The 23236-nt window shown below is 72.7% G+C and carries 18 protein-coding genes; 5 read left to right on the top strand and 13 right to left on the bottom strand.

Annotated features, from left to right (window positions below):
- Window positions 1–16: 16 nt before the first annotated feature.
- Window positions 17–2953, bottom strand: coding sequence for an ABC transporter substrate-binding protein (locus tag ACFVHO_RS24455; RefSeq protein ID WP_385718355.1), 2937 nt, complete (start codon window positions 2951–2953; stop codon window positions 17–19).
- 260 nt (window positions 2954–3213) lie between these two features.
- On the opposite strand from ACFVHO_RS24455, the gene ACFVHO_RS24450 reads away from it, so the two are divergent.
- Together ACFVHO_RS24450 and ACFVHO_RS24445 are read left to right on the top strand one after the other, a co-directional pair.
- Window positions 3214–5979 (top strand): discoidin domain-containing protein, encoded by a 2766-nt coding sequence (locus tag ACFVHO_RS24450; protein WP_385718353.1) that lies wholly within the window; start codon window positions 3214–3216, stop codon window positions 5977–5979.
- A 186-nt stretch (window positions 5980–6165) separates the two neighbouring features.
- Window positions 6166–6387 (top strand): hypothetical protein, encoded by a 222-nt coding sequence (locus ACFVHO_RS24445; protein WP_385718350.1) that lies wholly within the window; start codon window positions 6166–6168, stop codon window positions 6385–6387.
- A gap of 36 nt (window positions 6388–6423) precedes the next feature.
- Here the strand turns inward: ACFVHO_RS24445 and ACFVHO_RS24440 are convergent, their stop codons facing one another.
- The 3 genes from ACFVHO_RS24440 to ACFVHO_RS24430 all read right to left on the bottom strand — a co-directional run bounded on the left by ACFVHO_RS24440 (window position 6424) and on the right by ACFVHO_RS24430 (window position 7966).
- The gene (locus ACFVHO_RS24440; RefSeq protein WP_385718347.1) at window positions 6424–6672 is read right to left on the bottom strand and encodes a hypothetical protein; all 249 of its coding nucleotides are present in this window, start codon (window positions 6670–6672) and stop codon (window positions 6424–6426) included.
- Window positions 6673–6751: 79 nt separating this feature from the next.
- Window positions 6752–7447, bottom strand: coding sequence for an HAD family hydrolase (locus ACFVHO_RS24435; protein ID WP_385718344.1), 696 nt, complete (start codon window positions 7445–7447; stop codon window positions 6752–6754).
- A 39-nt stretch (window positions 7448–7486) separates the two neighbouring features.
- Entirely contained in the window at window positions 7487–7966 is a 480-nt protein-coding gene (locus ACFVHO_RS24430; RefSeq protein WP_385718341.1) for an Lrp/AsnC family transcriptional regulator, read from the bottom strand.
- A 251-nt stretch (window positions 7967–8217) separates the two neighbouring features.
- Between ACFVHO_RS24430 and ACFVHO_RS24425 the strand changes: the two genes are divergently transcribed.
- The 3 genes from ACFVHO_RS24425 (at window position 8218) to ACFVHO_RS24415 (ending at window position 11946) form a co-directional block, all read left to right on the top strand.
- Window positions 8218–8913, top strand: a complete 696-nt coding sequence (locus ACFVHO_RS24425) for a L,D-transpeptidase family protein (protein WP_385718338.1) — start codon at window positions 8218–8220, stop codon at window positions 8911–8913.
- Window positions 8914–9205: 292 nt separating this feature from the next.
- Window positions 9206–10714 carry an FUSC family protein gene (locus ACFVHO_RS24420; RefSeq protein ID WP_385718535.1) on the top strand — a complete coding sequence of 503 codons (1509 nt, stop codon included), beginning with the start codon at window positions 9206–9208 and terminating at the stop codon, window positions 10712–10714.
- 191 nt (window positions 10715–10905) lie between these two features.
- Window positions 10906–11946 (top strand): lactonase family protein, encoded by a 1041-nt coding sequence (locus ACFVHO_RS24415; RefSeq protein ID WP_385718335.1) that lies wholly within the window; start codon window positions 10906–10908, stop codon window positions 11944–11946.
- A 117-nt stretch (window positions 11947–12063) separates the two neighbouring features.
- Here the strand turns inward: ACFVHO_RS24415 and ACFVHO_RS24410 are convergent, their stop codons facing one another.
- From ACFVHO_RS24410 to ACFVHO_RS24370, 9 genes are all read right to left on the bottom strand, one after another.
- Window positions 12064–13008: a sirohydrochlorin chelatase gene (locus ACFVHO_RS24410; RefSeq protein WP_078618778.1), complete on the bottom strand. Its 945-nt coding sequence runs from the start codon at window positions 13006–13008 to the stop codon at window positions 12064–12066.
- Window positions 13009–13298: 290 nt separating this feature from the next.
- Window positions 13299–14273, bottom strand: a complete 975-nt coding sequence (locus ACFVHO_RS24405) for an N-acetylglucosamine kinase (protein WP_385718330.1) — start codon at window positions 14271–14273, stop codon at window positions 13299–13301.
- Window positions 14270–14947 carry a uracil-DNA glycosylase gene (locus ACFVHO_RS24400; RefSeq protein WP_385718328.1) on the bottom strand — a complete coding sequence of 226 codons (678 nt, stop codon included), beginning with the start codon at window positions 14945–14947 and terminating at the stop codon, window positions 14270–14272. Before ACFVHO_RS24400 ends, ACFVHO_RS24405 begins: the two co-directional genes overlap by 4 nt.
- A gap of 128 nt (window positions 14948–15075) precedes the next feature.
- A complete protein-coding gene (locus ACFVHO_RS24395) occupies window positions 15076–16161 on the bottom strand; it encodes a WD40/YVTN/BNR-like repeat-containing protein (protein ID WP_385718325.1) in 1086 nt (361 codons plus the stop codon).
- 161 nt (window positions 16162–16322) lie between these two features.
- Window positions 16323–17264 (bottom strand): homocysteine S-methyltransferase, encoded by a 942-nt coding sequence (gene mmuM / locus ACFVHO_RS24390; RefSeq protein WP_385718322.1) that lies wholly within the window; start codon window positions 17262–17264, stop codon window positions 16323–16325.
- On the bottom strand, window positions 17261–19372 hold the full coding sequence (locus ACFVHO_RS24385) for a dipeptide ABC transporter ATP-binding protein (RefSeq protein WP_385718319.1): 2112 nt from the start codon (window positions 19370–19372) through the stop codon (window positions 17261–17263). The genes mmuM and ACFVHO_RS24385 overlap by 4 nt, the downstream gene beginning before the upstream one ends.
- 14 nt (window positions 19373–19386) lie before the next feature.
- Window positions 19387–20292: an ABC transporter permease gene (locus tag ACFVHO_RS24380; protein ID WP_385718316.1), complete on the bottom strand. Its 906-nt coding sequence runs from the start codon at window positions 20290–20292 to the stop codon at window positions 19387–19389.
- Entirely contained in the window at window positions 20289–21239 is a 951-nt protein-coding gene (locus ACFVHO_RS24375; RefSeq protein WP_385718313.1) for an ABC transporter permease, read from the bottom strand. Before ACFVHO_RS24375 ends, ACFVHO_RS24380 begins: the two co-directional genes overlap by 4 nt.
- Window positions 21236–23071 carry a peptide ABC transporter substrate-binding protein gene (locus ACFVHO_RS24370; RefSeq protein WP_385718310.1) on the bottom strand — a complete coding sequence of 612 codons (1836 nt, stop codon included), beginning with the start codon at window positions 23069–23071 and terminating at the stop codon, window positions 21236–21238. The genes ACFVHO_RS24375 and ACFVHO_RS24370 overlap by 4 nt, the downstream gene beginning before the upstream one ends.
- Window positions 23072–23236: the final 165 nt, after the last annotated feature.

Here is a 23236-nt window from a genome sequence, read left to right as displayed (position 1 = left end):
CCACCCGTGCCGCCGCTCAGCGCACGTAGGCGTTGAGCGGCGACACGCCGTCGAGGTCGACCTGGAGGCCGTGCAGCGCCTTGGAGTACAGGAACGTGCGCATCGGCACGTACACGGGCACGGCCGCCGCCTGCTCCATCACCCGGCGGTCCACCGTCGACCACAGCTCGCCCGCGGCGCTCAGCGATCCCGCGGAACCGGCCGCGTCGATCGCCGCGTCGACGCCGGAGTTCTTCAGGCGTGAGTAGTTCGACGAGGTGGGGTAGGTGTACTTGCCGTCGAAGTACTCCGGCAGGGTCGCGGAGCCGACGGGCAGACCGGCGCCCACGGGCAGCCGGAACAGGTCGTACTTCCCCGTGCCCGCGTTCTTGTAGTAGTCCGTCGTGTCGTCCTTCTGCAGCTTGACCCGGAAACCGGCCCGGTCGAGCGCCGTCTTGATCACCTGGGCCCGCTCGGCGTCCGTCGCGTCCGCGTGGCCGAGGGTGAGCTTGAAGCCGCTCTCGTCGGCCTCCTTGAGCAGCGCGCGGGCCTTGGCCGGGTCGCCGCGCTCCCCGGCTCCGTACAGGTCGAAGGGGCGGGCGCCACGGACGCCGGGCGGCAGCAGGTTGTGGTGGACCGTGCCGTCCTCTCCGCTCGCCGCGAGGACGTCCCCGGCGGGCAGCGCCGTGGCGATGGCCTTGCGGACCTTGACGTCCTTCACCCGCCGGGTGTTGATCTGGTACGCGTGGATGAAGGCCGACGGCGCGGACAGACGGCCCGCCCCGCCGGGGGTCTTGCCGAGCCCGTCCTTGCCGAGGGATCCGGTGAACGACATGATCGCCTCACCCGAACTCGCGCCCACCGTGCGGGACTTGACCTGCTCGACGGACAGCCCGCCCTCGATGCGGTACGTGTCCGGATAGGCGGTCCGCAACGGGTCGGAGTCCGCCTTCCACTCGGCGTTGCGGGTCAGGACGACGTTCTTCGCCCCGGCGAAGGTGCTCACCTCGTACGGGCCGGTGGACGGCACCGTCGGTGAGCCCGTCGAGGTGTCCTTCACCCGGTCGGGCACGGGCGCCCCGCTCGGGCCCGCGAGCGCGACGTTGAAGTCCGGCCGGGCGCTCTCCAGATGGAAGACGATCGTGCGGTCGTCGGGCGTCTCTATGGTGCCGGGCGGCAGGGTGCGGTCGCCGCCGATGCCGTCCGCCTCCTTGGGGCCGAGCAGCCAGCTGCGCAGGGTCCGGTCGCCGATGGCGAACGACGGGTCGAGCGTGCGCTCGACGGCGTTCACGAAGTCCTTGGCGGCGACCGGAGTCCCGTCGTTGTACGTCAGTCCGGGCTTCAGCGTGAACGTCCAGGTCCGCCCGCCCGACGAGACGCGGCCGCCGTCCGTGGCGAGGTCGCCGACGAGCTTGACCCTGCCGTCGGGCAGCGTCTTGAGGCCCGTCAGGCTGCGGTGGACCAGGCGGGAGACGAGCCGGTCGGTGCCCGACCACATCTTGCCGGGGTCGACGGTGGTGAGGTCGGCGGGCTCCAGGACGGTGACGCTGCCGCCCTTGCGGGCACCGGCGACGGCGGGCGCCGGGCCCTCGGAGTCGTCCGCCGTGCCGAGGGCCAGCGTCTCGGTCTTGGCGCGCTCGGCCACCGTGCTGCCCTTGGGGCCGGGCTTGGGACGGTCGGACGTGCCGCCGTCCGTCCTCTTCCCGGAGTCGTCCCTGGCGCCGAACGGATCGGTGATGGTGAGCGTCGCGACGAGCGCGGCGACGGCCACGGCCGCACCGCCCGGGACCCACCAGTTGCGCCACCACGGCCGCCCGGCGCGCACCGCGCCCTGGTGGGCGACCGGGGCGGGCCACAGCGGGGGCGGGGCGGTCGGTCTGGGCGGGGGCAGGGGATAGGAGGTGGGGACGGGCTGGGGGCCGGAGTCGACGGCGTGCCCGTTCTGCGCCGGGGGCGCCGAGGCTGCGGGCGCCGCCCCGAAGGGGGCCGGGGTGGCGGGCGCCGCGTTGGCGGAAGCGTGCGGGGCGGGCGTCGACGCCGGGGGCGTCGGAATACCCGGGGTGGGAAGGGCGGGAGCGGGCGCGGCCGGAGCCGGTGCGGCCGGGGCGGGCTTCGCCAGGCCGACGGAGGCCTCCTTCGCCAGGCCCTCCAGCTCGCCCCGCGTCTGCTCGGCGTCCGGCCGGTCGGCGGGCGACTTCGCCAGCATCCGGCCTACGAGGTCGTCCCACGCGGGCATGAGCTCCGGGCGCCGCAGCGACGGCCGGTCCGGGGTCTCGTACACATGGCAGTGCATCAGCGCGGCCGCCGACGGCGCGTCGAACGGCGGGGCGCCGGTGAGCATTTCGTGGACCATGCACCCCAGCGAGTACACATCGGTGCGTCCGTCGGTCTCGCCGTGCGCGAACCGCTCCGGGGCCATGTAGTGCAGCGTGCCGATGGGGGAGTCGGAGGTGCGGGTGAGATAGCCGCCGGCGCCCGTCGCCGCGTCCAGGAACTTGGCGATGCCGAAGTCGAGGACCTTCACGGTGCCCTCGTCGGTGACCATCACGTTGGCGGGCTTGATGTCCCGGTGCACGATGCCCGCGCGGTGCGCCACGGCGAGCGCCCGGCACACCTGCGCCGCGATGTCCGCCACCCGCTGCGGCGCCAGGCCCTTGCCGCCCCTGAGCAGGTCGGTCACCGTACGGCCGTTCAGGAGCGGCATCACCAGGTACGGGATGTCGCCCTCCGAACCGTGGTCGAAGACCGGCACGATGTACGTGCTGTCGAGCGCCGCCGCGGCCCGCGCCTCCCGCACGAACAGCGCCAGCATCCGCTCGCGGTCCGGAGCCGACGTGTCCGCCGGCAGGCCGAGCAGTTTGACGGCCACCTCCCGGTCGAGCCGGGCGTCCCGGGCCCGCCACACCGCCCCCATGCCGCCCGCGCCTATTCGCTCCGTGAGCGTGTACCGCCCGTCCAGGACTGCGCCGCGCATCCCCTGCTCCACCCCACCCACCCCGTAGAAACACGCCCGCTGTGGGCGGCAAGGTCAATTTACCCGCGCTGTGGAGAAGTTGGAGAGGTGTTGTGCCGCGGGCGTCGATGTCATCGGTGGTCGGCGCGGCAGATCGGCTGCGCGTGGCGTGTTTTCCACACTCCGTGTTCAGGACTTGATAGATGATGCGCAAGTTATTGACGTGACTTGTTCATGAAATTTATGGTCCGTGGACCCTCACCTCACCATGACGGAGAACAATGACGTACTCCCTGGTATCGCGGCCGCATGCCGCCAGACTGTCCGCGGCGCTGCTCGCCGGAGTGCTCGTGGCCGCGGTCCCCCCGACGGCACCCTCCCGCGCCGACGCCGCCCCCGCCGCCACCGCCACCGACTGCCGTCAGGGCGACGGCTGGACGCTCGACTCCACCCGCGTCGACCCCAAGGACAACCACCACGCCTTCGTCGGCAACGGCTACCTGGGGCAGCGCGTGCCGCCCAACGGCGCCGGCTACGCGGACAGCGAGGCCAAGACGGGATGGCCGCTGTTCACCCCGCGCTACGACGGCTCCTTCGTGTCCGGCCTGTACGCGCACAACAAGCGGACCGCCGAGAACCGGCAGGCCGTCGCGGCGCTGCCCACCTGGACCCCGCTCACCGTCACCACCGGCGGCCAGGGATCCGACACCTTCAACTCTTCGACGGCGCCCGGCCGTATCTCCGCCTACCGGCAGAGCCTCAGCATGCACTGCGGCCTCGTCACCACCACCCTCACCTGGACCGCCGCTGACGGCCGCCGCACCGACCTGACCTACGAGGTCCTCGCCGACCGCGCCAACCCGCACGTGGGCGCCGTACGGCTGACGATGCGTCCGCACTGGAGCGGCGACGCGACCGTCACTGACGTCATCGACGGGCGCGGCGCGCGGCGCGTGCAGCAGACCGGTGGCGGCGACCGCACCGGCGGGGAGCGGCACGGCGGGTCCGGGCCGACCATGGACGTCGCCTTCCGCACCGACGGCACCAAGGTCAAGGGCGCCGTCGCCTCCACGCTGCGCACCGGACACGGCGTGCACGACGCGCGGGAGCGCCGGGCGGGCGGCGCGGCCGAGCTGACGAACCGGCAGTCCCTCACCCTGCCCGTCCGCAGCGGCCAGTCCTACGAACTCACCAAGTTCGTGGGCGTCGACACCGGGCTGACCTCGCGGTCCCCGCGCCAGGACGCCACCGCCGCCTCGCGGCGCGCCGCCGAGCGCGGCTGGGACGCGCTGCTGCGCTCCCACACCGCGGCCTGGGCACGCCTTTGGCGCAGCGACATCGAGGTGGCGGGGCGGCAGCGGGAGTTGCAGACGTGGGTGCGTTCCGCGCAGTACGGGCTGCTCTCCAGCACGCGCGAGGGCGCGGCCAACAGCATCGCCCCGGCCGGACTGACCAGCGACAACTACGCGGGACTCGTCTTCTGGGACGCCGAGACCTGGATGTACCCGGGGCTCCTCGCCACCCGCCCCGACCTCGCCAAGTCCGTCGTCGACTACCGCTACCGCACCCGCGCCGGAGCCCGCGACAACGCCCGCAAGTTCGGTTACGACGGGCTCTTCTACCCCTGGAACAGCGGCAGTTCGGGCAACCTGGCCAAGGAGTGCCACAGCGTGGACCCGCCGCACTGCCGCACCCAGATCCACCTGCAGTCCGACATCTCCCTGGCCACCTGGCAGTACTACCTGGCCACCAAGGACACCCAGTGGCTGCGTGCGCGCGGCTGGCCCGTGATGAAGGGCATCGCCGAGTTCTGGGCGGGCCGCGTCCACCGCAACGCCGACGGCAGCTACTCCATCAAGGACACCGCGGGACCCGACGAGTACAGCAACGGCGTCGACGACGCGGTGTTCACCAACGCGGGCGCCGTCACCGCCCTGCGCCACGCCGCCCGCGCCGCGAAGCTCCTCGGCAAGCAGGCTCCCGCCGAGTGGACGTCGATCGCGGACCGGATCCGGATCCCGTACGACAAGGAGCGCAAGGTCTTCGAGCAGTACGACGGCTACAAGGGCAGCAAGATCAAGCAGGCCGACACGGTGCTCCTGATGTACCCCCTGGAGTGGCCCATGCCCGACGGCGCCGCGGCCGCCACGCTCGACTACTACGCGCAGCGCACCGACCCGGACGGCCCGGCCATGACGGACTCGGTGCACGCCATCGACGCGGCCGGGATCGGCGAGCCGGGCTGCTCCACGTACACCTATCTGGAGCGCTCCATCAAACCGTTCGTACGCGGTCCGTTCGCGCAGTTCTCGGAGGCCCGCGGCGACAAGGCGGGCGCGGAGGACCCGCTGGCGGGCTCGCCCGCGCACGACTTCCTCACCGGCAAGGGCGGCTTCCTGCAGATCTTCACCAACGGCCTGACCGGCATGCGCATGCGGGAGGACCGGCTGCGTCTGGACCCCATGCTGCCCCCGCAGCTCGCCGAGGGCGTCACCCTGCGCGGGCTGACGTGGCAGGGCCGTACGTACGACGTCGAACTCGGCGCCCACCACACCACGGTGCGGCTCACGTCCGGCGCGCCGATGACGCTCGACACGCCGCAGGGCAAGCAGGTCGTCAGCGAGGGCGCTCCCGTCGTCCTGAAGACCCGCCGCCCCGACCTCACGCCCACGGACAACGCGGCCCGCTGCACGCCCGCCAAGGCGTCGTCGGAGGAGCCCGGCATGTACGCGAACGCCGCGGTCGACGGCAACACCGCCACCGCCTGGGTCCCGGCCGAGAAGACCGGCACCCTGACCGCGGACCTCGGCGAGCCGGTGCGCGTCGGGAAGGTCACGCCGACGTGGACCGGCGTCAAGCCCGCGTCGTACGACATCGAGGTCTCCCTGGACGGCCACCACTGGCACGCCGTGCGCGACTCGTCGGGCACGGAGGCCGGCGAAGGGTCGGACAAGGCGCGGCTCGCGCGCTATGTGCGGGTGACGGTGCGCGGTGCGGCTCAGGTCAAGGAGCACCCGGGCATCACGGAACTCACCGTGGGTTACTAGCCGGGCCCGTCCCTCGTACGTGCGGCGCGCCCGGCGTTCGCGCCGCCGCCGCTCGTACGAGGGACACCCCGCATGTCCGCAGGTCGGCGAGGGCAGCCATGTCGGCGCCAAGGATCTTCGGGACGCGTCCCGAAGGACCGAAACGGGCCAACACGGGCCAACACCCAAGAGAAACAAGGTGGTTCCATGCGCCGTTCCGTCGTCCTCGTAGCCGGAGCGCTCGCCGCGATGACCGCGCTCGCCACACCGGCCGCAGCCGTCACGGCAGCCCCCGCGACGACTCCCACGGCGGTGAACTCGGCGGCGAGCCCGCTGCCGCCGTTGCCCGTCGCCGAGTCCCTGGTCACCGAGGGCGTCACCATCGAGGGCCCGCTGATCAACAACTTGGGGCTGCCGCACATCGTGTGACACCGCCCGTGCCCGGAGCCGGTCCCCCGTGGCACCTCAGCCCGAGGGCTCGTCCGGCACCGGCCGGTCGGGCCCCGGCCCGTGGGCGTGCGGGGCGCCGCGCCTGCCGGTCCCGGCCTCGTCGGTGTCGGGCACGTCGTCGTCGGCGTCCGGCGCGTTGCCGCTCCGTGCCGCTTCGGCGTCCGGCTCCCACGGATCCGGCCGGTCCGTGGCCTGCTGGTCGGGAAGGTCCCGCGGCACGGGCGGGCCGTCCTCGCCCGCCGAGGGGGGCTTCTGCTCGCTCACGGTCCTGCCTCCGTTCCTTCGGGGGTCCTGCGGTGCGGCCGCGGCCTCCCGCACGGGTGCGTGCCGGGGGCCGCGTCGCTCAGCGGGTACCCCGGTCGCCCCCGAGCCAATCGAGCGCCGCCCGCGCCGTGAACTCCGACTGGCCGCCGCGCAGCAGCAGGTCCGCCGACGCGAACGCCGGGTCGTCGGCCTGCGCGGCGACGTAGGGGATCGCGACGCACCGCATGCCCGCGGCCTTCGCGGCGAGCGCGCCCGGAGCGGCGTCCTCCAGGACCACGCAGTCGGTGGGGTCGGCGCCGAGCAGGGCGGCCGCGGCGAGGAACACATCGGGCGCGGGCTTTCCGTGGGCGACCTCCTCCGCGGAGACGAGCGTCTTGAGGTGGGCGTCCAGGCCGGTGCCCACGAGGATCGCCTCGATGGCGGCGCGCGAGGACCCCGACGCCACCGCCATCGGCACCCCGGCGTCGGAGAGCCGCTCCACGAACTCGCGCATCTGCGGGTACACCTGGGTGGAGGCGCGGGCCAGTTCCAGATAACGGCGGTTCTTCTCCGCGAGCAGGTCGGCGAGCGGCGCGGTCAGGCCGTACCGCTGCCGCCAGTCGGTGAGGGTCTCGCGCGTGGAGATGCCGACGTACGTCTCGTGGTCGGCCCAGGTGAAGCCGGTGACACCGTGCACGGCGAGGAGCTGACGACCTGCTTCGAAATAGTTCGGCTCGCTGTCCACGAGTGTGCCGTCGAGATCGAAGATGACCGAGGTGCGGTTCGGGGTGCTCATGTGTCCCAGCATGCCAAGGGCGTCCCGGCGGCCGCCCGGCTACTTCTCGGCGGCCGCCCGGCCCACCGACTCCACCAGCGGCAGGAGCCGGTGCGGCACGCGCTCGCGCAGCGCCATCTCCGTACGCGTACGCACCACACCCGGCAGCTGGATCAGTCGCTGGACGACGTCCTCCAGATGCCCGTTGTCGCGCGCCACCACTCGGGTCAGCAGATCGCCGCCCCCGGTCATCGAGAACGCCTCGATGATCTCCGGTACGGCCGCGAGCGCGTCGCCGACCTCGTCGAGCCGTCCCTGGGTGACCTCGATGTGCACGAAGGCGAGCACCGGGTGGCCGAGCGCGGCGGGGGAGAGCTTCGGCCCGGTGCCGGTGATGACGCCCTCGCGCTCCAGGCGGTCGAGGCGTGCCTGGAGGGTGCCGCGCGCGATGCCGAGGATGCGCGCGTACTCCCGCACGCTCGTGCGCGGCTGCTCCAGGAGGAGCCGCAGGATGCGGGTGTCGAGTTCGTCGACGGCCATGGTGCGTGGGCCTCCCGGGTGCGCGAGTCGATCACCGTGACCGTACCAATGGCACGGCGGGACCCGCGAGGCGCCGACCGTTGGACCGCCGGACCGCACCGCACACGGACCCGGACGCGGCGCCGGGGCGCTGTTACGTACCTGTTTCACTTCACCCTGCAACGAGTCGGCCCCTTCCACGGTCTAGCTGTCGTAAAAACGCGCAACGCACACGTATGGCGCGTACGAAGACGAACGAGGAGTGGACCGCAGTGGGGGACATACACAGACGAGCCGTCGTCGCCCTGGGGATCACCGCGCTGGTGGCCCCGCTCACGGTGGCCCTGGGGAGCACCACCGCACAGGCCGCGTCGTGCTCGACGCAGGCCGGGCCGTACCAGAAGCAGGTCGAGAAGTTCCTCGGCCGCCCGGTGGACGGCAGGCAGTCGAGCGCCGACTGCAAGGCCATCAAGGCCTTCCAGACCAAGCACGGCATCAGCCCCAACGCCGGCTACGCGGGCTCCGTGACCTGGGGCGTCATGAGCCTGATGAACAAGCAGAAGGCCGCGGGCAACAACCCGAACAAGGCGGGCAAGTGCCCGGTCAACAAGGGTCGGATCGCCTGCGTCGACCTGACCCGGCAGCTCAGCTGGATCCAGGACGGCAAGACCCTCAAGTACGGGCCGGTGCCGGTGCGCACCGGACGCAACGGGCACGAGACCCGCACCGGCCTGAAGAAGATCTACTGGCGGGACATCGACCACATTTCGAGCATTTACCACGTGCCGATGCCCTACAGCCAGTTCTTCGACGGCGGCCAGGCCTTCCACTCGGTCGGCATCAGCGTCTGGTCCCCGCCCGGCTCCCACGGGTGCGTGAACATGACCAAGAAGGACGCCACCAAGTACTGGAACACGCTGCGCAAGGGCGACGACGTCTTCGTCTACGGCCGCAAGCCCGGCACCTGAGAGCACCGAGGCGCGTAAGCCCGCAGGCGGCGTCGGTGTGGCCCGTTGGCCCGCCGACGCACCACCCTGCGGGCCCCCGGCTGGGCCAATGGCCCAGTCGTGAGTGTCCCGCTTGAGCCACCGGGCCTCCGAATGGTGAGATGGATCCGTCGATGGCGCTGCGGGATTCCGCGGCGCCTTATTCATGTCATTGATGTCGCGCGCGACCCCGGTCATCCGGGTCGCAAGACGCGCCGGGCCCGCAGCGGCCGGGCGCCGCGACCGCCGGGACCGTCGAGGGGTGGGCAAAGCTGTGCTGAGGTCGATGTTCGTGGCACCGGATCCGGGGCGGCTGCGGCTGCGCTTCGCGACCCGGGCCGTCCTCGGCATCTCCCTGGCGGTCACCGTCTGCGCCCTCGTCGGGCACACCCTCGTCGCGGCCATCATCGCCGGTCTCGCCGCGCTGCTCGCGCTGTTCACCGTCACCGACACGACGGTGCGCGGCCAGGCCGTCACCACCGCGCTGCTTCCCGCCGTGGGCTTCCCCGTGCTGGCCCTCGCCGCCTTCCTGCACGACTACCCGGTCCTTCGCGACCTGGCGTTCCTGGCCGTGATGGGCGCCGGGGTGTACGCGCGCCGGTGGGGACCGCGCGGCCACTCCCTCGGCGTCTTCGCGTTCATGACCTTCTTCGCGGCCCAGTTCCTGCACACCGAGCTGCCGCAACTGCCGTCCCTGTACGAAGCCATCGGCCTGGCCCTGCTCGCCTCGTCCACCGTCCGCTTCGGCCTGTGGTGCTACGAACGACGGCTGCCGCCCGCCACGGTGCCGGTCCTCGCCGTGCGCCGGGGTCTCGAGCGCGCCACCACCCGGCAGGCCGTCCAGGCCACCCTCGGCGGCGGCGTCGCCCTCGTCATCGGCCACGCGCTGTCCGGGGACCGCTGGTACTGGGCCATCGGCGCCACCTGGTGGATCTTCGTGAACACGGTGTCGCGCGGCGAGACGCTGGTCCGCGGCTTCCGCCGGGTGCTCGGCACGCTCATCGGCATCGCGGTGGGCGTCGTCGCCGTGCTGCCGCTCGACGGCGCTCTCGTGCCGACCGCCGTGATCGTCGCCATCTGCGTCTTCGGGATCTTCTACACGGCCGCCGTCTCGTACACCTGGATGATGCTGGCCGTGACCGTGATGGCGGGCGGCCTCTACGGCCTGCTCGGCGTCCTCGACCCCGGGCTGCTCGCCCTGCGGCTCCTGGAGACCGCGGCCGGGGCGCTCGGCGCGCTGCTCGCCGTGCTGCTCGTCCTGCCCGTCACCACCCACGCCACGACCAACGCCTGGATCGAGCGCGCCGTGCGCACCGTGCACGCCTGCACCCGGGAGGCCGCGGCCCGCCTGTCCGGCTCCACCACGGCCGACCCGGCCCCGCACATCGCCGACCTCGAAGTGATCCTCGGCCGGGTGCGGCTCTCGCTCGCCCCGCTGGTGCACCCCCTCAGCCCGCTGCGCGCCCGCCGTGTCCGCGCCCGCCAGGTCATCGCCCTCCTGGACGAGTGCGCCGACCAGGTCCGCAGCCTCACGGCCATCGCCACCGACCCGGAGGCCTCCTACGACGACCGGCTGGCCGCCGCCTGCGCGCGGGTCGAGGCCGCCGTCGAGGCACTGATCGCCTCCGAGGAAGCGCTCACGGCCCCGGACGCCCCCGCCGCCGTGAAGCACACCGGCGCCCTCGAACCGGCCCTGGCGCATCTGCACGGCCTGGAGCGGGCCCTGCTGGAACTGGCGACGCCGGTGCGCAGCTCGCCTCGTACGCCGCTGATCGGGGCCTGAGGGGCTGAGGCGAGGATCGCTCCGCGTACGTGTTCGTGGTCGAGGACTCCGCTCGTGCCGGTGGTGGAGATCGCGCCTGCGCGCTGACGCAGAGGCCTCATACCCCCCAACTGGTCCAGACCAACTGCTAGCGTCGCCCCATCGGTGCCGCCCGGACGCGGTGCCCAGGGGTGAGCCGAGAGGGGCATGCAGTGGGTGGCGGGCAGGCACGGCGGGCATACATCGGGTCCTTCACGCAGGGGGGAGGCCCTGGCATCGTCACCGCGGCGTTCGACGCCGACACCGGCGCGCTGGCCGTCCTCGGCGTGACGGACGCCGTGCCCGACCCCTCGTACCTGGCGCTGTCGCCGGACGGCGCCACGCTGTACGCCGTGAACGAGACCCCCGACGGAGCCGTCGCCGCCTTCCGCACGGCGGGGGACGCCGTGGCGCCCGTCGGCGCGCCCGTGCCCGTGCGGGGCGCGTCCCCCACCCACCTCGCGGTCCACGACGGACACGTCCACACCGCCAACTACGGCTCCGGCAGCGTTACCAGCGTGCCTGTGGCCGCCGACGGAAGCCTCGCCCCCGCCCCGGCGGGCGTCCTGGAGCACAAGGGCTCGGGGCCCGACCCGGATCGTCAGGAGGGCCCGCACGCCCACCAGGTCCTGCCCGACCCCAGCGGCCGCTGGGTCCTGAGCGTCGACCTCGGCACCGACTCGGTACGGGTCTGCGGGCCCGGCCCGACCGGACTCGCCCCGCGCCACGAGGTCGCGCTGCGCCCCGGCACCGGGCCGCGGCACCTCGCCTTCCACCCCGGCGGCCACGTCGCCTACGTCCTCAACGAACTCACTCCGACCCTCACCGTGTGCTCCTGGGACCCTGTCGACGGCACGCTCACCCCGCTCACCGAGACACCCGTGCTCCCCGCCGAGCCCGACGGCGACGCCTACCCCTCGGAGGTCGTCGTCGCGCCCGACGGCCGCTTCCTGTGGACCGCGACCCGCGGCGCGGACGTCATCTCCGTGTTCGCGCTCGACGCCGAGGGCACCGGCGCCCGTCTGACGGCCTCCGTGGCCTGCGGTGGCGCCTGGCCCCGTGACCTGGCCATCGACCCCTCAGGGCGCTTTCTGTACGCCGCCAACGAGCACTCCGGGGACGTCACCTGGTTCGCGCTGGACAGCGGGACGGGTCTGCCGCGCCGCGCCGGTGCGATCGACGTGCCCGCGGCGAGCTGCGTGGTCTTCGGCTGAGCCGCCCGCACCACCGGCGGTCCCGGCACTCGCTGTACGCGGATGGGCCCGCCCCCGAACTCGGGGGCGGGCCCATCGACGTCGTGTCGTGCGGGTGGTGCCGACGCGAACCGCGTGTCAGTGCACCGGCGCGCCCGACGGCTGCTGCGGGGTGATGCCCAGCGCCGTCGTGTACTTGGACAGGGCCAGCTTGCCGATCGCCGGGTACGCGCCGAGCGGCTCGGCGACGGCGCATCCCGCCTCCTTGGCGGCCGCGTCCAGGAGGCTCGCGTCCACCTCCGGGCCGATCAGGTACGGAGCGAGCGCCAGCTGGGCCGAGCCGGAGCCGCGCAGCTGCTCCGTGATCGCGGCGACCGAGCCCTCCTCGTCCAGGGCGGCGGCCATCACCGGCACCGCGAGGCGCGCCGCGAGCAGCATGCCGGTGATCCCGGCGGCCTGCACGGCCTCCTCGCCGCCGACCGTGGCGAGGACGATGCCGTCCGCCGCGGTGGCGACCGTGAACAGCCTGGCCCGGTCGGCGCGGGCCAGGCCCGCCTCGGAGAGCCGCACGTGCAGGCCCTCGGCGAGCAGCGGGTGCGGGCCGAGGACGTCGGTCAGCTCGGCGGCGGCGCGACTGTCCATGACGGCCTGGCGGACGCGGCGCATCAGCGCGTTGTCGGGGCCCGCGAGCAGGGGCACCACGACGGCGACGGGACCTTCGGGGCGGCGGGCGTCCTCGACGCCGGCGGCCAGCGCCTGCTCGTAGCGGGCGGTGCGCTCGGCGGCGGTGTGCGCGAGCACGGCCTGCAGCGTGGGGAACTCGGCCGACGGGCCGGCGTCGGCGTCCGTCCCGTCGACGTAACCGATTCTGGCGTCGAGACCGGGCAGCTCGGAGCGCGCGATGGAGACGACTTCCTCGGCGATGCCGCGGGTGGCGGCGCTGGGGACGCCCGGCACGGCGAGGACGAGCGCGGGCGCGCCCTCGGGAGCCGCGACGGGCTCCGGGCGGCGGTGCCGGCCCGGCTGACGGGGGCGCGGCATTCGTACGGGCAGGCCGGATGCGGGCCCAGTGGGGGAGCTCATGGCGCCGCATGCTACTGGCTTGAGGGGTTTCCCTGTTCGGGGAGGGTACGGGTCAGTGGTATTAGTCCGCTTTGTCGGGTGAGTTGGGGAGCGTGGGGCGGTAGGAGGGTTTGGGGACGGTGCGCATGGTGGGGATTTTGTGGGCGGTGTGTACCGGGCGATGCTTCCCGGACGGTGTGCGGCCCGTCGAACACGCGGCGCGGGCTGCCGCGCTTGGTCCGAGACGCGTGACTGCGCGACGTACGCGCCGCGTTACGGCGCGTACGAACACGTGCGCGGCTGCGGCGCGGTCACTCCGCGACGTACAACAGGTGCGGGTCGCGAGGGAGCTTGAGGGTGTCCGCCGCGAGGTCGGCCGCTATGCGGACGGCGCCGTCGAGGGGGTCGCCCGCGGCGGCGACCCGGCGGGCGTGCGGAAGACGCTCCGTCAGTTGTGCCTCCAGCGGGTCGAGGAGCACGCCGCCGAGCTTCAGCAGGCCGCCGGTCAGGGCGACTTCGCAGGACCCGTCCGGCGGGCAGGCCGCTGCCGCCGCGTCCGCGATGTGCCCGGCCGCCTCCCGCAGCACCTGCACGGCCACCGGGTCGCCGTCCGCCGCGCACCGCCCCACCTCGGGCGCGAACGCGGCGAGCACGGCGGGGCGGTCCGGGCGCGGATACAACTGCCCTGGCAGCCTCGACAGCGGACTGCCGAACATCTCCTCCGCGCGGGCGCGCAGCGCGGCCGAGCCGCCCCGGCGCCCGTCGAAGGCCCGCATCGCCGCCTCGAGCCCGGCCCGGCCGATCCACGCGCCGCTGCCGCAGTCGCCGAGCAGATGCCCCCAGCCGTCGGTCCGCCGCCACGCCGTCAGGTCCGTGCCCAGGCCGATCAGGCCGGTGCCCGCGGCGACGACGGCCCCGGGCCGCTGGCCGAGCGCGCCCGCGTACGCGGTGACGGCGTCCGCGGCGAGAGCCACCCGCCGCACCCCGAACGACTCCGCGAGCGCCGCCGGCAGGCGGTCCCGCAGATCGTCGCCGAGTGTCGCCATCCCGGCGGCGCCGACAGCGACGGCGACGAGTCGCCCGCCGCCCACGTCGGCCAGCAACTGCCGCACCATGGGCTCCAGTTGCTCCCGCATGTGTGCGGCGTCGATACCGCGCGGGCCGGTCCGCACCGGCTCCGCGGAGCGCACCGGAGCCGGCGCGCGCAGCCCGTCAGGGACGCCCAGCGTGGCGCGCAGCCCCGAACCGCCGGAGTCGACGCCGAGCACGACCGCGGGCTCGGTCACGGCAGCCGCCAGTCCACCGGCTGCGCGCCCTGCCGCTCCAGGAGGTCGTTGGCGCGGCTGAACGGACGCGAACCGAAGAAGCCGCGGTCCGCCGACATCGGTGAGGGGTGCGAGGACTCCACCGACGGCAACTGGCCGAGCAGCGGCCGCAGATTGCGGGCGTCCCGGCCCCACAGGATCGACACCAGCGGACGGCCGCGCGCCGCGAGCGCCCGGATCGCCTGCTCGGTGACCTCCTCCCAGCCCTTGCCGCGATGTGCGGCGGGCTTGCGCGGGGCCGTCGTGAGCGCCCTGTTGAGGAGCAGCACACCCTGCCGCGTCCACGGTGTGAGGTCGCCGTTGGACGGCTGGGGCAGGCCCAGGTCGCTGTTCATCTCGCGGTAGATGTTGATGAGGCTGCCGGGCAGCGGTCTGACGTCGGGCGCCACCGAGAAGGACAGGCCCACCGCGTGCCCGGGCGTGGGGTAGGGATCCTGGCCGACGATCAGGACGCGCACCTCGTCGAACGGCTGCTGGAAGGCGCGCAGCACATTCGGTCCGGAGGGGAGGTAGGTGCGCCCGGCGGCGATCTCCGCGCGCAGGAAGTCCCCCATGGAGGCGATCTGTTCGGCCACCGGCTCCAGGGCCTTGGCCCAGCCGGCTTCGACGATTTCATGCAAGGGTCGTGGTGCCACGGAGCGTCACTCTACTGCCGTACACGCGGCGGCGATCAACCGATGGCCGAAGCTCGCGGGCGGGCCCGCCGCCGCCCGATCGACGGTGGCCCCAGGGGCCCGATCGGCGGCGGCAGCCCCGGCCCGCATCACCCGAGGACCGCCGCGCGGACGCACAGCACGTCCGGCAGGTGCGAGGCCAGCTCCTGCCAGGAGTCCCCGTCGTCCGCGGAGGCGTACACCTCGCCGTTGCGGTTGCCGAAGTACAGGCCCGCCGGGTCGGCGCCGTCGGTGCACATCGCGTCCCGCAGCACCACGCCGAAGTGGTCGCCCTGCGGCAGGCCCGCGGTGAGCGGCTCCCAGCTCTTGCCCGCGTCCGCCGTGCGGTAGACCCGACAACGCCGGTCGGCCGGGACCCGGTCCGCGTCCGCAGTGATCGGGAAGACGTAAGCCGTGTCGCCGCGGTGCGGGTGGGCCACCGCCGCGAAGCCGAAGTCGGAGGGCAGGCCCTCGCCGATGTCCGTCCAGTGGGCGCCGCCGTCGTCGCTGCGGTACACCCCCCAGTGGTTCTGCAGATACAGGCGGTCCGGGTCGGCGGCGTCCTTGGTGACCTTGTGCACGCACTGGCCGAACTCCGGGTTCGGGTCGGGCAGGAACACCGCCGACACGCCGGAGTTGGACGGCTGCCAGCTCGCGCCGCCGTCCTCGGTGCGGAACACGCCCGCCGTGGACACCGCGACGGTCACGGCGGCCGGGTCACGGGCGTCGGTGAGGATCGTGTGCAGACCCTCGCCACCGCCTCCGGGCTGCCACTGGGAGCGGGAGGGATGCTCCCACAGCGGCCTGACGAGCTCGAAGGACTCGCCCCTGTCCTCGGAGCGGTAGAGCGCGGCCGGTTCCGTGCCCGCGTACACCACGTCCGGCTCCGCCGCCGCCGGGTGGAGCTGCCACACCCGCTCGAGGGAGGCCCCGGTGTCCTTGGGGAACTTGACGGCGGCCTTCTTCGGCTCCGTCCACGTCCGGCCGAGGTCGTCGGAGTGGAACACCGAAGGCCCCCAGTGGGCGCTGTCGCCGCCGACGAGCAGGCGTGGATGCGGCGTGCGGGTGTCGATCGCGATCGAGTAGATCGCCTGGGCGTTGAAGTACGGCTCGTCGTCGAACCGCCATGCGCCGTGCGTGCGGCGCCCGACGAACAGGCCCTTGCGAGTACCAACGGTGAGCAGGACGTCAGCCATGACTGACACCTTTCGGACGGCGTTGTCTCAGGTACGGCTCAGTCTGCACCCAGCCACTGACAATGACGTCTTGGCGCGTTTCTCCCCAGGTCAGGGTGTGGGTCGGGGCAACGGAGCGGGTGCGGGGCGGCCGCCCGGATGGTCGTTCGCACGCTGCGCCCTCAGGCGCGGACTTCCTCCGCCACCTTCGTGATCGCCTCCGGACCCACCCGGCAGCAGCCCCCGATGAGGCGTGCCCCCGCGTCGCGCCAGGCGCTCGCCCGGCGGGGCGCGAAGCGGGCCGGGCCCTGCCAGGTGCGGCTCGCCGCGTTCCAGGACTCGCCCGAGTTGGGGTAGACCACGACCGGCTTGCCCGTGACGCGGGCGGCCAGCGGGACGGCGGTGTCCGCGTCGCGCGGATCGCAGCAGTTGACGCCCACCGCGATGACCTCGTCGGCGTCCGCCGCGAGCGCGAAGGCCTCGGCGAGGGGCTGCCCGGCGCGGGTGCGGTCGCCGGTGACGGTGAACGACAGCCACGCGGGCACGCCGAGGCCCCGTACCGCGCGCAGCAGGGCACGGGCCTCGTCGAGGTCGGGGACGGTCTCCAGGGCGAGCACGTCGGGCGCCGCGTCGGCGAGGACCTCCAGGCGGGGGCGGTGGAAGCGCTCCAGGTCGGCAAGGCTCAGGCCGTAGCGGCCGCGGTACTCCGAGCCGTCGGCGAGCATCGCGCCGTACGGGCCCGCCGACGCCGCCACCCACAGCGGGCGCCGCGCCGAGGTGAGCGCCGCCGCCTCGCGCGCGAGGGTGACGCTCAGACGCAGCAGCTCGGCGGTGCTGACCGCGTCGATGCCGTGCCGCGCGAAGCCCTCGAACGTGGCCTGGTAGCTGGCCGTGGTCACGACGTCGGCGCCCGCCTCGTAGTACGCCCGGTGGGCCGCGCGGACCGCTTCGGGCCGTTCGGCGAGCAGCCGCGCCGACCACAGGTCGTCGGACAGGTCGTGGCCGGCGGCCTCAAGCTGGTTGGAAAGGCCGCCGTCGACGACCAGCGGCCCGCGTGCCAGCGCCGCGGCCAGGGCTGAGCCGCCGTTGCCGGGCCCCGCCTGCGTACTCGCCACCTCGTTCATACCGCCGACGCTAGCCGAGGCGCGGCCAGCGGGAAGTGACACGCGACCTGGTGCCCCGCCCCGTCAGGGGCGCTGACCGGGGGTTCCGTCGTCGCGCAGACCTCCTCGGCGAACGGACAGCGGGTGCGGAAGCGGCAGCCGGACGGGGGCTTCGCCGCGGACGGGGTCTCGCCGCGCAGCGGTTCGCGGTCCCCGCCGGACGCCGCGGCCGGGTCGGGCACGTTCACCGTGTCGAGCAGGCCGCGCGTGTAGGGGTGCAGCGGGTGGGCGTACACCTGCTCGGCCGGGCCCGACTCCACGAGTTTGCCGAGGTACATGACGCCCACGGTGTCGGCGAGATGGCGGATCACCGCCAGGTCGTGGGAGATGAACAGATAGGTCAGTCCGCGCTCGCGCTGGAGCTCCCGCATGAGGTTGAGGATCTGGGCCTGGACCGACACGTCGAGCGCCGACACCGGCTCGTCCGCCACCACCAGGTCCGGTGCGAGCGTCAACGCCCGTGCCAGGCCGAGGCGTTGGCGCTGGCCGCCGGAGAACTCGTGCGGGTAGCGGTGCACGGCGCCGCGCGGAAGACCCACGGCGTCGAGGAGCTCGGCCGTCAGCCGCTCCTGGTCCGCGCGGGTGCCGACGCCCTGGATGACCAGCGGCTCGCGCAGGATCTCACCGACCCGCATGCGCGGGTCCATCGCCGCCGTCGAGTCCTGGAACATCAGCTGGATGCGGCGCCGGTGCGCGCGACGCTCCGCGCGCGAGAGCCCGGACAGATCACGGCCGTCGAAGCGGACCGTGCCCGCCGTCGGCTCCTCCAGGCCCGCCACGATCCGGCCCAGCGTCGTCTTGCCGCAGCCGGACTCGCCGACCATGCCGTACGTCTCGCCCCTGCGGACGGTCAGCGAGACGCCGCCGACCGCGCTCACGGTGCCCCGGCGCCGCGCGAAGGGCCCGCCCGTGAGCGGGAACTCCTTGACCAGCGTGTCGAGTTCGAGCAGTACGTCGCCGGGTTCGGTGGCCGCGGCGGGCGGTGGCGTCACGACCTGCTCGGCGGGCGCGTCGCCGTAGGGCACGGGGTGGAAGCAGGCGAAGCGGTGGCCCGCCGCGGCCTCCTCCGCCTGCTCGGGCGCCGTAGCCGATGCCCCGTCCCTCGCCCCGTCCGGCTCCAGGTCCGGCTCCCGCTCCCGGCACTCGTCCGTGGCGAACGCGCAGCGCGGTGCGAAGCGGCACCCCGTCGGCCGCGCCGTGAGGCTCGGCGGCAGACCGGGGATGGTGTGCAGCTCGGTGCCCCGGTCCGCCGCCCTCTCCGGGAGCGCCGCGAACAGGGCTTCGGTGTAGCGGTGGCGGGGGCGGGCGAACAGGTCCTTCACGTCGGCCTGTTCGGCGACCCGGCCCGCGTACATCACCGCGACGCGGTCGACACGGTTGGCGATGACGCCCAGGTCGTGCGTGACGAGAATCATCGCCATGCCGAGGGTCTGGCGCAGGTTGTCGATCAGCTCCAGGATCTGGTGCTGCGTCGTGACGTCGAGCGCGGTCGTGGGCTCGTCGGCGATGAGGAGCTTCGGCTCGCACACCAGGGCCATGGCGATGGCCACGCGCTGGCGCATGCCGCCCGACAGCTGGTGCGGATAGGACTTCATGCGCTCGGCGGGCTGCGGCATGCCGACGAGCCGCAGCATCTCCTCGGCCCGCGCCCACGCCTCCTTCCTGCCGATGCCCGACCGGTGCAGGAGCAGCGGTTCGGCCACCTGCGCGCCGATCGTCATCGTGGGATTGAGCGAGGTCAGCGGGTCCTGGAAGACCATGCCCACGGTGTTCCCGCGGATGTTCTGCAGCGTCGGCGCGGACGCGGCCGCCAGGTCCTGGCCGTCGAAGAGGATCCGGCCGCCGGTGACGGCGCCACCGGGCGGCAGGAGTCCGAGGACGCTCAGGGCGGTCATGGTCTTGCCGCAGCCCGACTCGCCCACGATGCCGAGGGCCTCGCCCGGCGCGAGGTCGAGACCGACACCGTCGAGGGCGTGCACGGTGCGGTCGCGCGAGGCGATGTCGACGCGCAGGCCGTCGATGCGGAGCAGGGGCGCGGGCGCGCGGCCCGGCTCTTCCATGTCATCCATGTTGGCGAGTTCCTTTACTTGCGCAGCCGTACTTCGAACGCGTCCCGCAGCCCGTCGCCGATGAAGTTGAACGCGGCGACGACCAGCACGATCGCGATGCCCGGCGGGAAGATCAGCCACCAGTAGCCGTTCTGCGTATAGGTGATCCCGGCCGACAGCATCGAGCCCCAGTCGGCCGACGGCGGCGGAATGGAGAGGCCGAGGAACGCCAGATAGCTGACGTAGAGGATGGCGTCGGCGATCTGGAAGGTGCAGTTGACGATGACGGTGCCGATCGCGTTCGGCACGATGTGCTTGAAGACGGCCCGCGCGCCCCCGCCGCCCATCATCCGCATCGCCTGGACGTACTCGCGGTTGCGCAGCGAGAGCGCCTCGCCCCGCACGAGCCGTGCCGGGGACAGCCAGGCGACGGCCGCGATGATGAGGATGAGGACGCCCTTGCTGGGCGTGATGATCGCGGCGACCACGACGAGCAGGAACATCGCGGGGATCGCGAGCGCCGCGTCCGTGATCCGCATCATCGTGGCGTCCACCCATCCGCCGAAGTAGCCGGAGACGGCGCCGTACACGGTGCCGAACAGGGTGGCGAGCAGCCCCGCCGCGAGGCCGATCTCGAGGGACGTCCGGCCCGCGACCATGAGGCGGCCGACCATGTCGTAGCCGAGGTCGGTGGTGCCGAGCAGATGGCCGTCGGTGCCGGGGGAGAGGTTCGCCCGGGACAGGTCGGTGTGGATCTGCTCGGTGTCGTACAGGAGCGGGCCGAGGTAGCTGAAGGCGAGGAGCAGCACGAGCAGGACGACGCCGGTCAGGGCGAGTTTGTTGCCGGTGAAGACCTGGAGGGTGCGGCGGGCCAGCGAGGGGGTGGCCTGCGCGGCCTCCTCGTGCCCGGGCGCGGTGCGTGGGGCCGTCGTGGTGGTCATGCCACGCTCCGTATCCGGGGGTCGAGGACGGCGTAGAGGATGTCCGTGAGGAGGGAGCCGACGACGGTGGCGATGCCGACGACGAGGGTCACGCCGAGCAGCACGGGGAAGTCCGAGCCCTGGGCCGCGTTCCAGAAGAGCAGCCCCATGCCCGGGTAGTTGAACATCGACTCGACGACGAGCGCGCCGCTGAACAGCGTCGGCAGATACAGGCCGAGCAGTGTCGCGAGCGGGATGAGCGCGTTGCGCAGGACGTGCCGGACCAGGATGCGACGGCTCGACTGGCCCTTGGCCATGGCGGTGCGGACGTACTCCTCGGTGAGGTTGTCCAGGACCGCCGAGCGCATGTAGCGGCTGAACATCGCCACGATGCCGAACGCCATCGTCACCACCGGAAGCACAAGTCCCGTGAAGTCACCGAGGAGTTCACCGACCGACTCGCCCTGCGGTGCCTCCGCCGGGAAGACCGGGAAGACCTGCGCGAACAGGATGATCACGATGAGGCCGAGGAAGAACACCGGCGTCGCGTACAGCAGGAACGCGAGCCCGGTGAGCGCGTAGTCCGAGGCCTTGCCGCGCCGGACCGCTTGCAGCAGACCGAGCGGCACCGCGATGACGACGGCCAGCGCGGTCGAGAGGACCGTCAGGAGCAGCGTCTTCGGCAGCCGCTGCTTGAGCAGCTCGAAGACGGGCGAGTTGAGTTTGTACGAGTCCCCGAGGTCGCCCGTGAACAGCCGCTTCACGTACATGAAGTACTGCGTCGGCAGTGAACGGTCGTACCCCTGCTGGTGGTTGAACTGGTCGATCTGCTGCGGGGTGCCCTTCGGGCCGAGGATCGCGCGCGCCGGGCCGCCCGGCAGCATGTGCAGGAGCACGAAGACGATGATCGACACCAGGAAGAGGACGACGAGCGCCTGCAGGAAGCGCTTGACCAGAAAGCCGGTCACTTGTCGGCTCCCTTCTTGACGTAGTACCAGTCCTGCGGCGCGAACGTGACCGTCGGGTTCTGCTCGATGCCCCGCAGGTCGTTGCGGATCACCGAGACCTGGTAGGCGGGGTTGGGCATCCACATCACCGGCAGCTGGTCGGCCAGGTACTCGCCGTACTCGTGCACGGCCTTCATGTCGGGGGAGTACTGCACGGCGCGGATGATGCGGTCGGCCTTCTTGTCGCTGTAGTTGCCGAAGTTCGCCGACGCGCCGGTGGAGAACAGCTGCTCGCCGCTCGGGTTGAGCGGGTAGTACCAGCTGCCCGCGGTGCCGAAGAACGACATGTCCCAGTCGCAGCCGGGGTCCTTGGCGGTGCACGGGACGGAGTTGCCGAGCACCGAGTTGAGCGGCTGCTGACGGACCGTGAGGTCGATGCCCGCCTTGGAGAGCGACGACTTCAGCTCCTGCATCGTGTTCGTCGTCTCCGTGGAGCCCGACTGCGAGAGCAGCGTCAGCTCCAGGGGGTCGTTCTTCGCGATGCCCTCGCCGCACTCGTCCGCGCCCGTGCCGGGGCGCACGCAGCGCGCGGTGCCGCCCTTCGTCTCCCAGCCGTGCGACGTGAGCAGGGACTTGGCCTTCGCCACGGAGAACGGGTAGCGGTCGCGCTCCATCGCCTTCGACAGGTACTGGCTCTTCGGCGTGACCGGCACCGGGCCGAGCGTCGGCGTCGCGCTGCCCTGCCAGATGACGTCGCTCATCGCCTTCTGGTCGACGAGGTGCTGCATCGCGCGGCGGATGTAGAGCTGGCGCATCAGCGGACCGGCGTGGGTGGAGTTGAAGTTGTAGACGATGTACGTCGCCGCCCAGCCCTCCCACGGATCGACGCGGTAGCCCTTGTCCTCGAACTTCCCCTTCTGCGCCATCACCGACGGCGGGATGTAGCCGTAGTCGACACCGCCCGAACGCAGCACGTTGTACTCGGAGTCGGCGGTGGTGAAGGGTTTGAAGACGACCTTGTCCAGGTGCGGGCGCTGGGACTTCGGGCCGGTGAACTTCTCGTTGGGGACGATGGTGACCTGGCCGCTGTCGCGCCAGCCCGCCAGCTTCCAGGGTCCGTTGACCGTCTTCCACAGCGGGTCGGAGCCGTACGACCCGAGGCTCTTCGCATGCCGGGTGAGCCGGGCGAAGACGGCCTTGGCGCCCTTCTTCGTACGGTCGAAGTCGCCGACGGGGCCGCCGTCGGTCCGGGCGCCCCAGGCGTGCTGGGGCAGCGCCCGCATCAGCGTGAGCTGGTTGGCGGTGAACCAGTCCGGGTTGTACGCGCGGGTCAGGCGCAGCCGCACCGTGTGGTCGTCGAGCGTCTCGAACCGCTTGACGTTGTCGGGCATCGTGCCGACCGAGTAGTTGCCCCAGTTCGCCTTGTTGGCCTTGAGGAGGTTGAACCAGAACTCCAGGTCGCGGGCCGTGACCGGCTTGCCGTCGGACCACTTCACGCCCTTGCGCAGCGGCACGGTCACGGTCCTGTTGCCGTCGGAGTACTTCGGCTCCAGGCCGAGCGTGCTCGGGCCGTGCGTGGTCAGGCCGCCCTTCTCCTTGTCGAGGACGGCGTCGTACACCGGCATGAACAGCAGGAACTGGATGCCCGCGTTGTACGAGGCGCCATAGCCCGGTGGCCCGATCGGGAAGATCCAGTTGGGCGTCGCGTTGGGCGGCAGGGCCATGGTCGCCGTGCCGCCCTCGACCGGGACGCCGCCGGTCGGGCCCATGTCGACGCGGCCGCCCTCGCGGGTGCAGCCGGTGAGGACCGCGAGCACGAGGCCCGCGACTGCGGCTGCCTTGACTGAGCGCATGGTGGTGGGCCTCCAGGGACTGCCGGGACCGATCCGCACACGTGAGCGGCGGGGAGGCCCGAACGCTAGGCCTGCGAGGAAAAGCAAGTCAAGAGCTTCGTTCGGCAAAGAATGTGAAAGGTCGGAAGTTCGGGCACCTTTCTTGGAGGGTCTGGTCAACTTCGT

Source organism: Streptomyces sp. NPDC127108 (genome assembly GCF_042677545.1).
Classification (GTDB): Bacteria; Actinomycetota; Actinomycetes; order Streptomycetales; family Streptomycetaceae; genus Streptomyces.
This window is presented reverse-complemented; position numbering and strand designations above follow the sequence as displayed.

Bases quoted from the DNA above. Each gene is read 5' to 3' on its own strand.
- ACFVHO_RS24455 (WP_385718355.1), bottom strand. From the start codon at position 2,953: ATGCGCGGCGCAGTCCTGGACGGGCGGTACACGCTCACGGAGCGAATA.
- ACFVHO_RS24450 (WP_385718353.1), top strand. From the start codon at position 3,214: ATGACGTACTCCCTGGTATCGCGGCCGCATGCCGCCAGACTGTCCGCG.
- ACFVHO_RS24445 (WP_385718350.1), top strand. From the start codon at position 6,166: ATGCGCCGTTCCGTCGTCCTCGTAGCCGGAGCGCTCGCCGCGATGACC.
- ACFVHO_RS24435 (WP_385718344.1), bottom strand. From the start codon at position 7,447: ATGAGCACCCCGAACCGCACCTCGGTCATCTTCGATCTCGACGGCACA.
- ACFVHO_RS24430 (WP_385718341.1), bottom strand. From the start codon at position 7,966: ATGGCCGTCGACGAACTCGACACCCGCATCCTGCGGCTCCTCCTGGAG.
- ACFVHO_RS24410 (WP_078618778.1), bottom strand. From the start codon at position 13,008: ATGAGCTCCCCCACTGGGCCCGCATCCGGCCTGCCCGTACGAATGCCG.
- ACFVHO_RS24395 (WP_385718325.1), bottom strand. From the start codon at position 16,161: ATGGCTGACGTCCTGCTCACCGTTGGTACTCGCAAGGGCCTGTTCGTC.
- mmuM (WP_385718322.1), bottom strand. From the start codon at position 17,264: ATGAACGAGGTGGCGAGTACGCAGGCGGGGCCCGGCAACGGCGGCTCA.
- ACFVHO_RS24385 (WP_385718319.1), bottom strand. From the start codon at position 19,372: ATGGATGACATGGAAGAGCCGGGCCGCGCGCCCGCGCCCCTGCTCCGC.
- ACFVHO_RS24380 (WP_385718316.1), bottom strand. From the start codon at position 20,292: ATGACCACCACGACGGCCCCACGCACCGCGCCCGGGCACGAGGAGGCC.
- ACFVHO_RS24370 (WP_385718310.1), bottom strand. From the start codon at position 23,071: ATGCGCTCAGTCAAGGCAGCCGCAGTCGCGGGCCTCGTGCTCGCGGTC.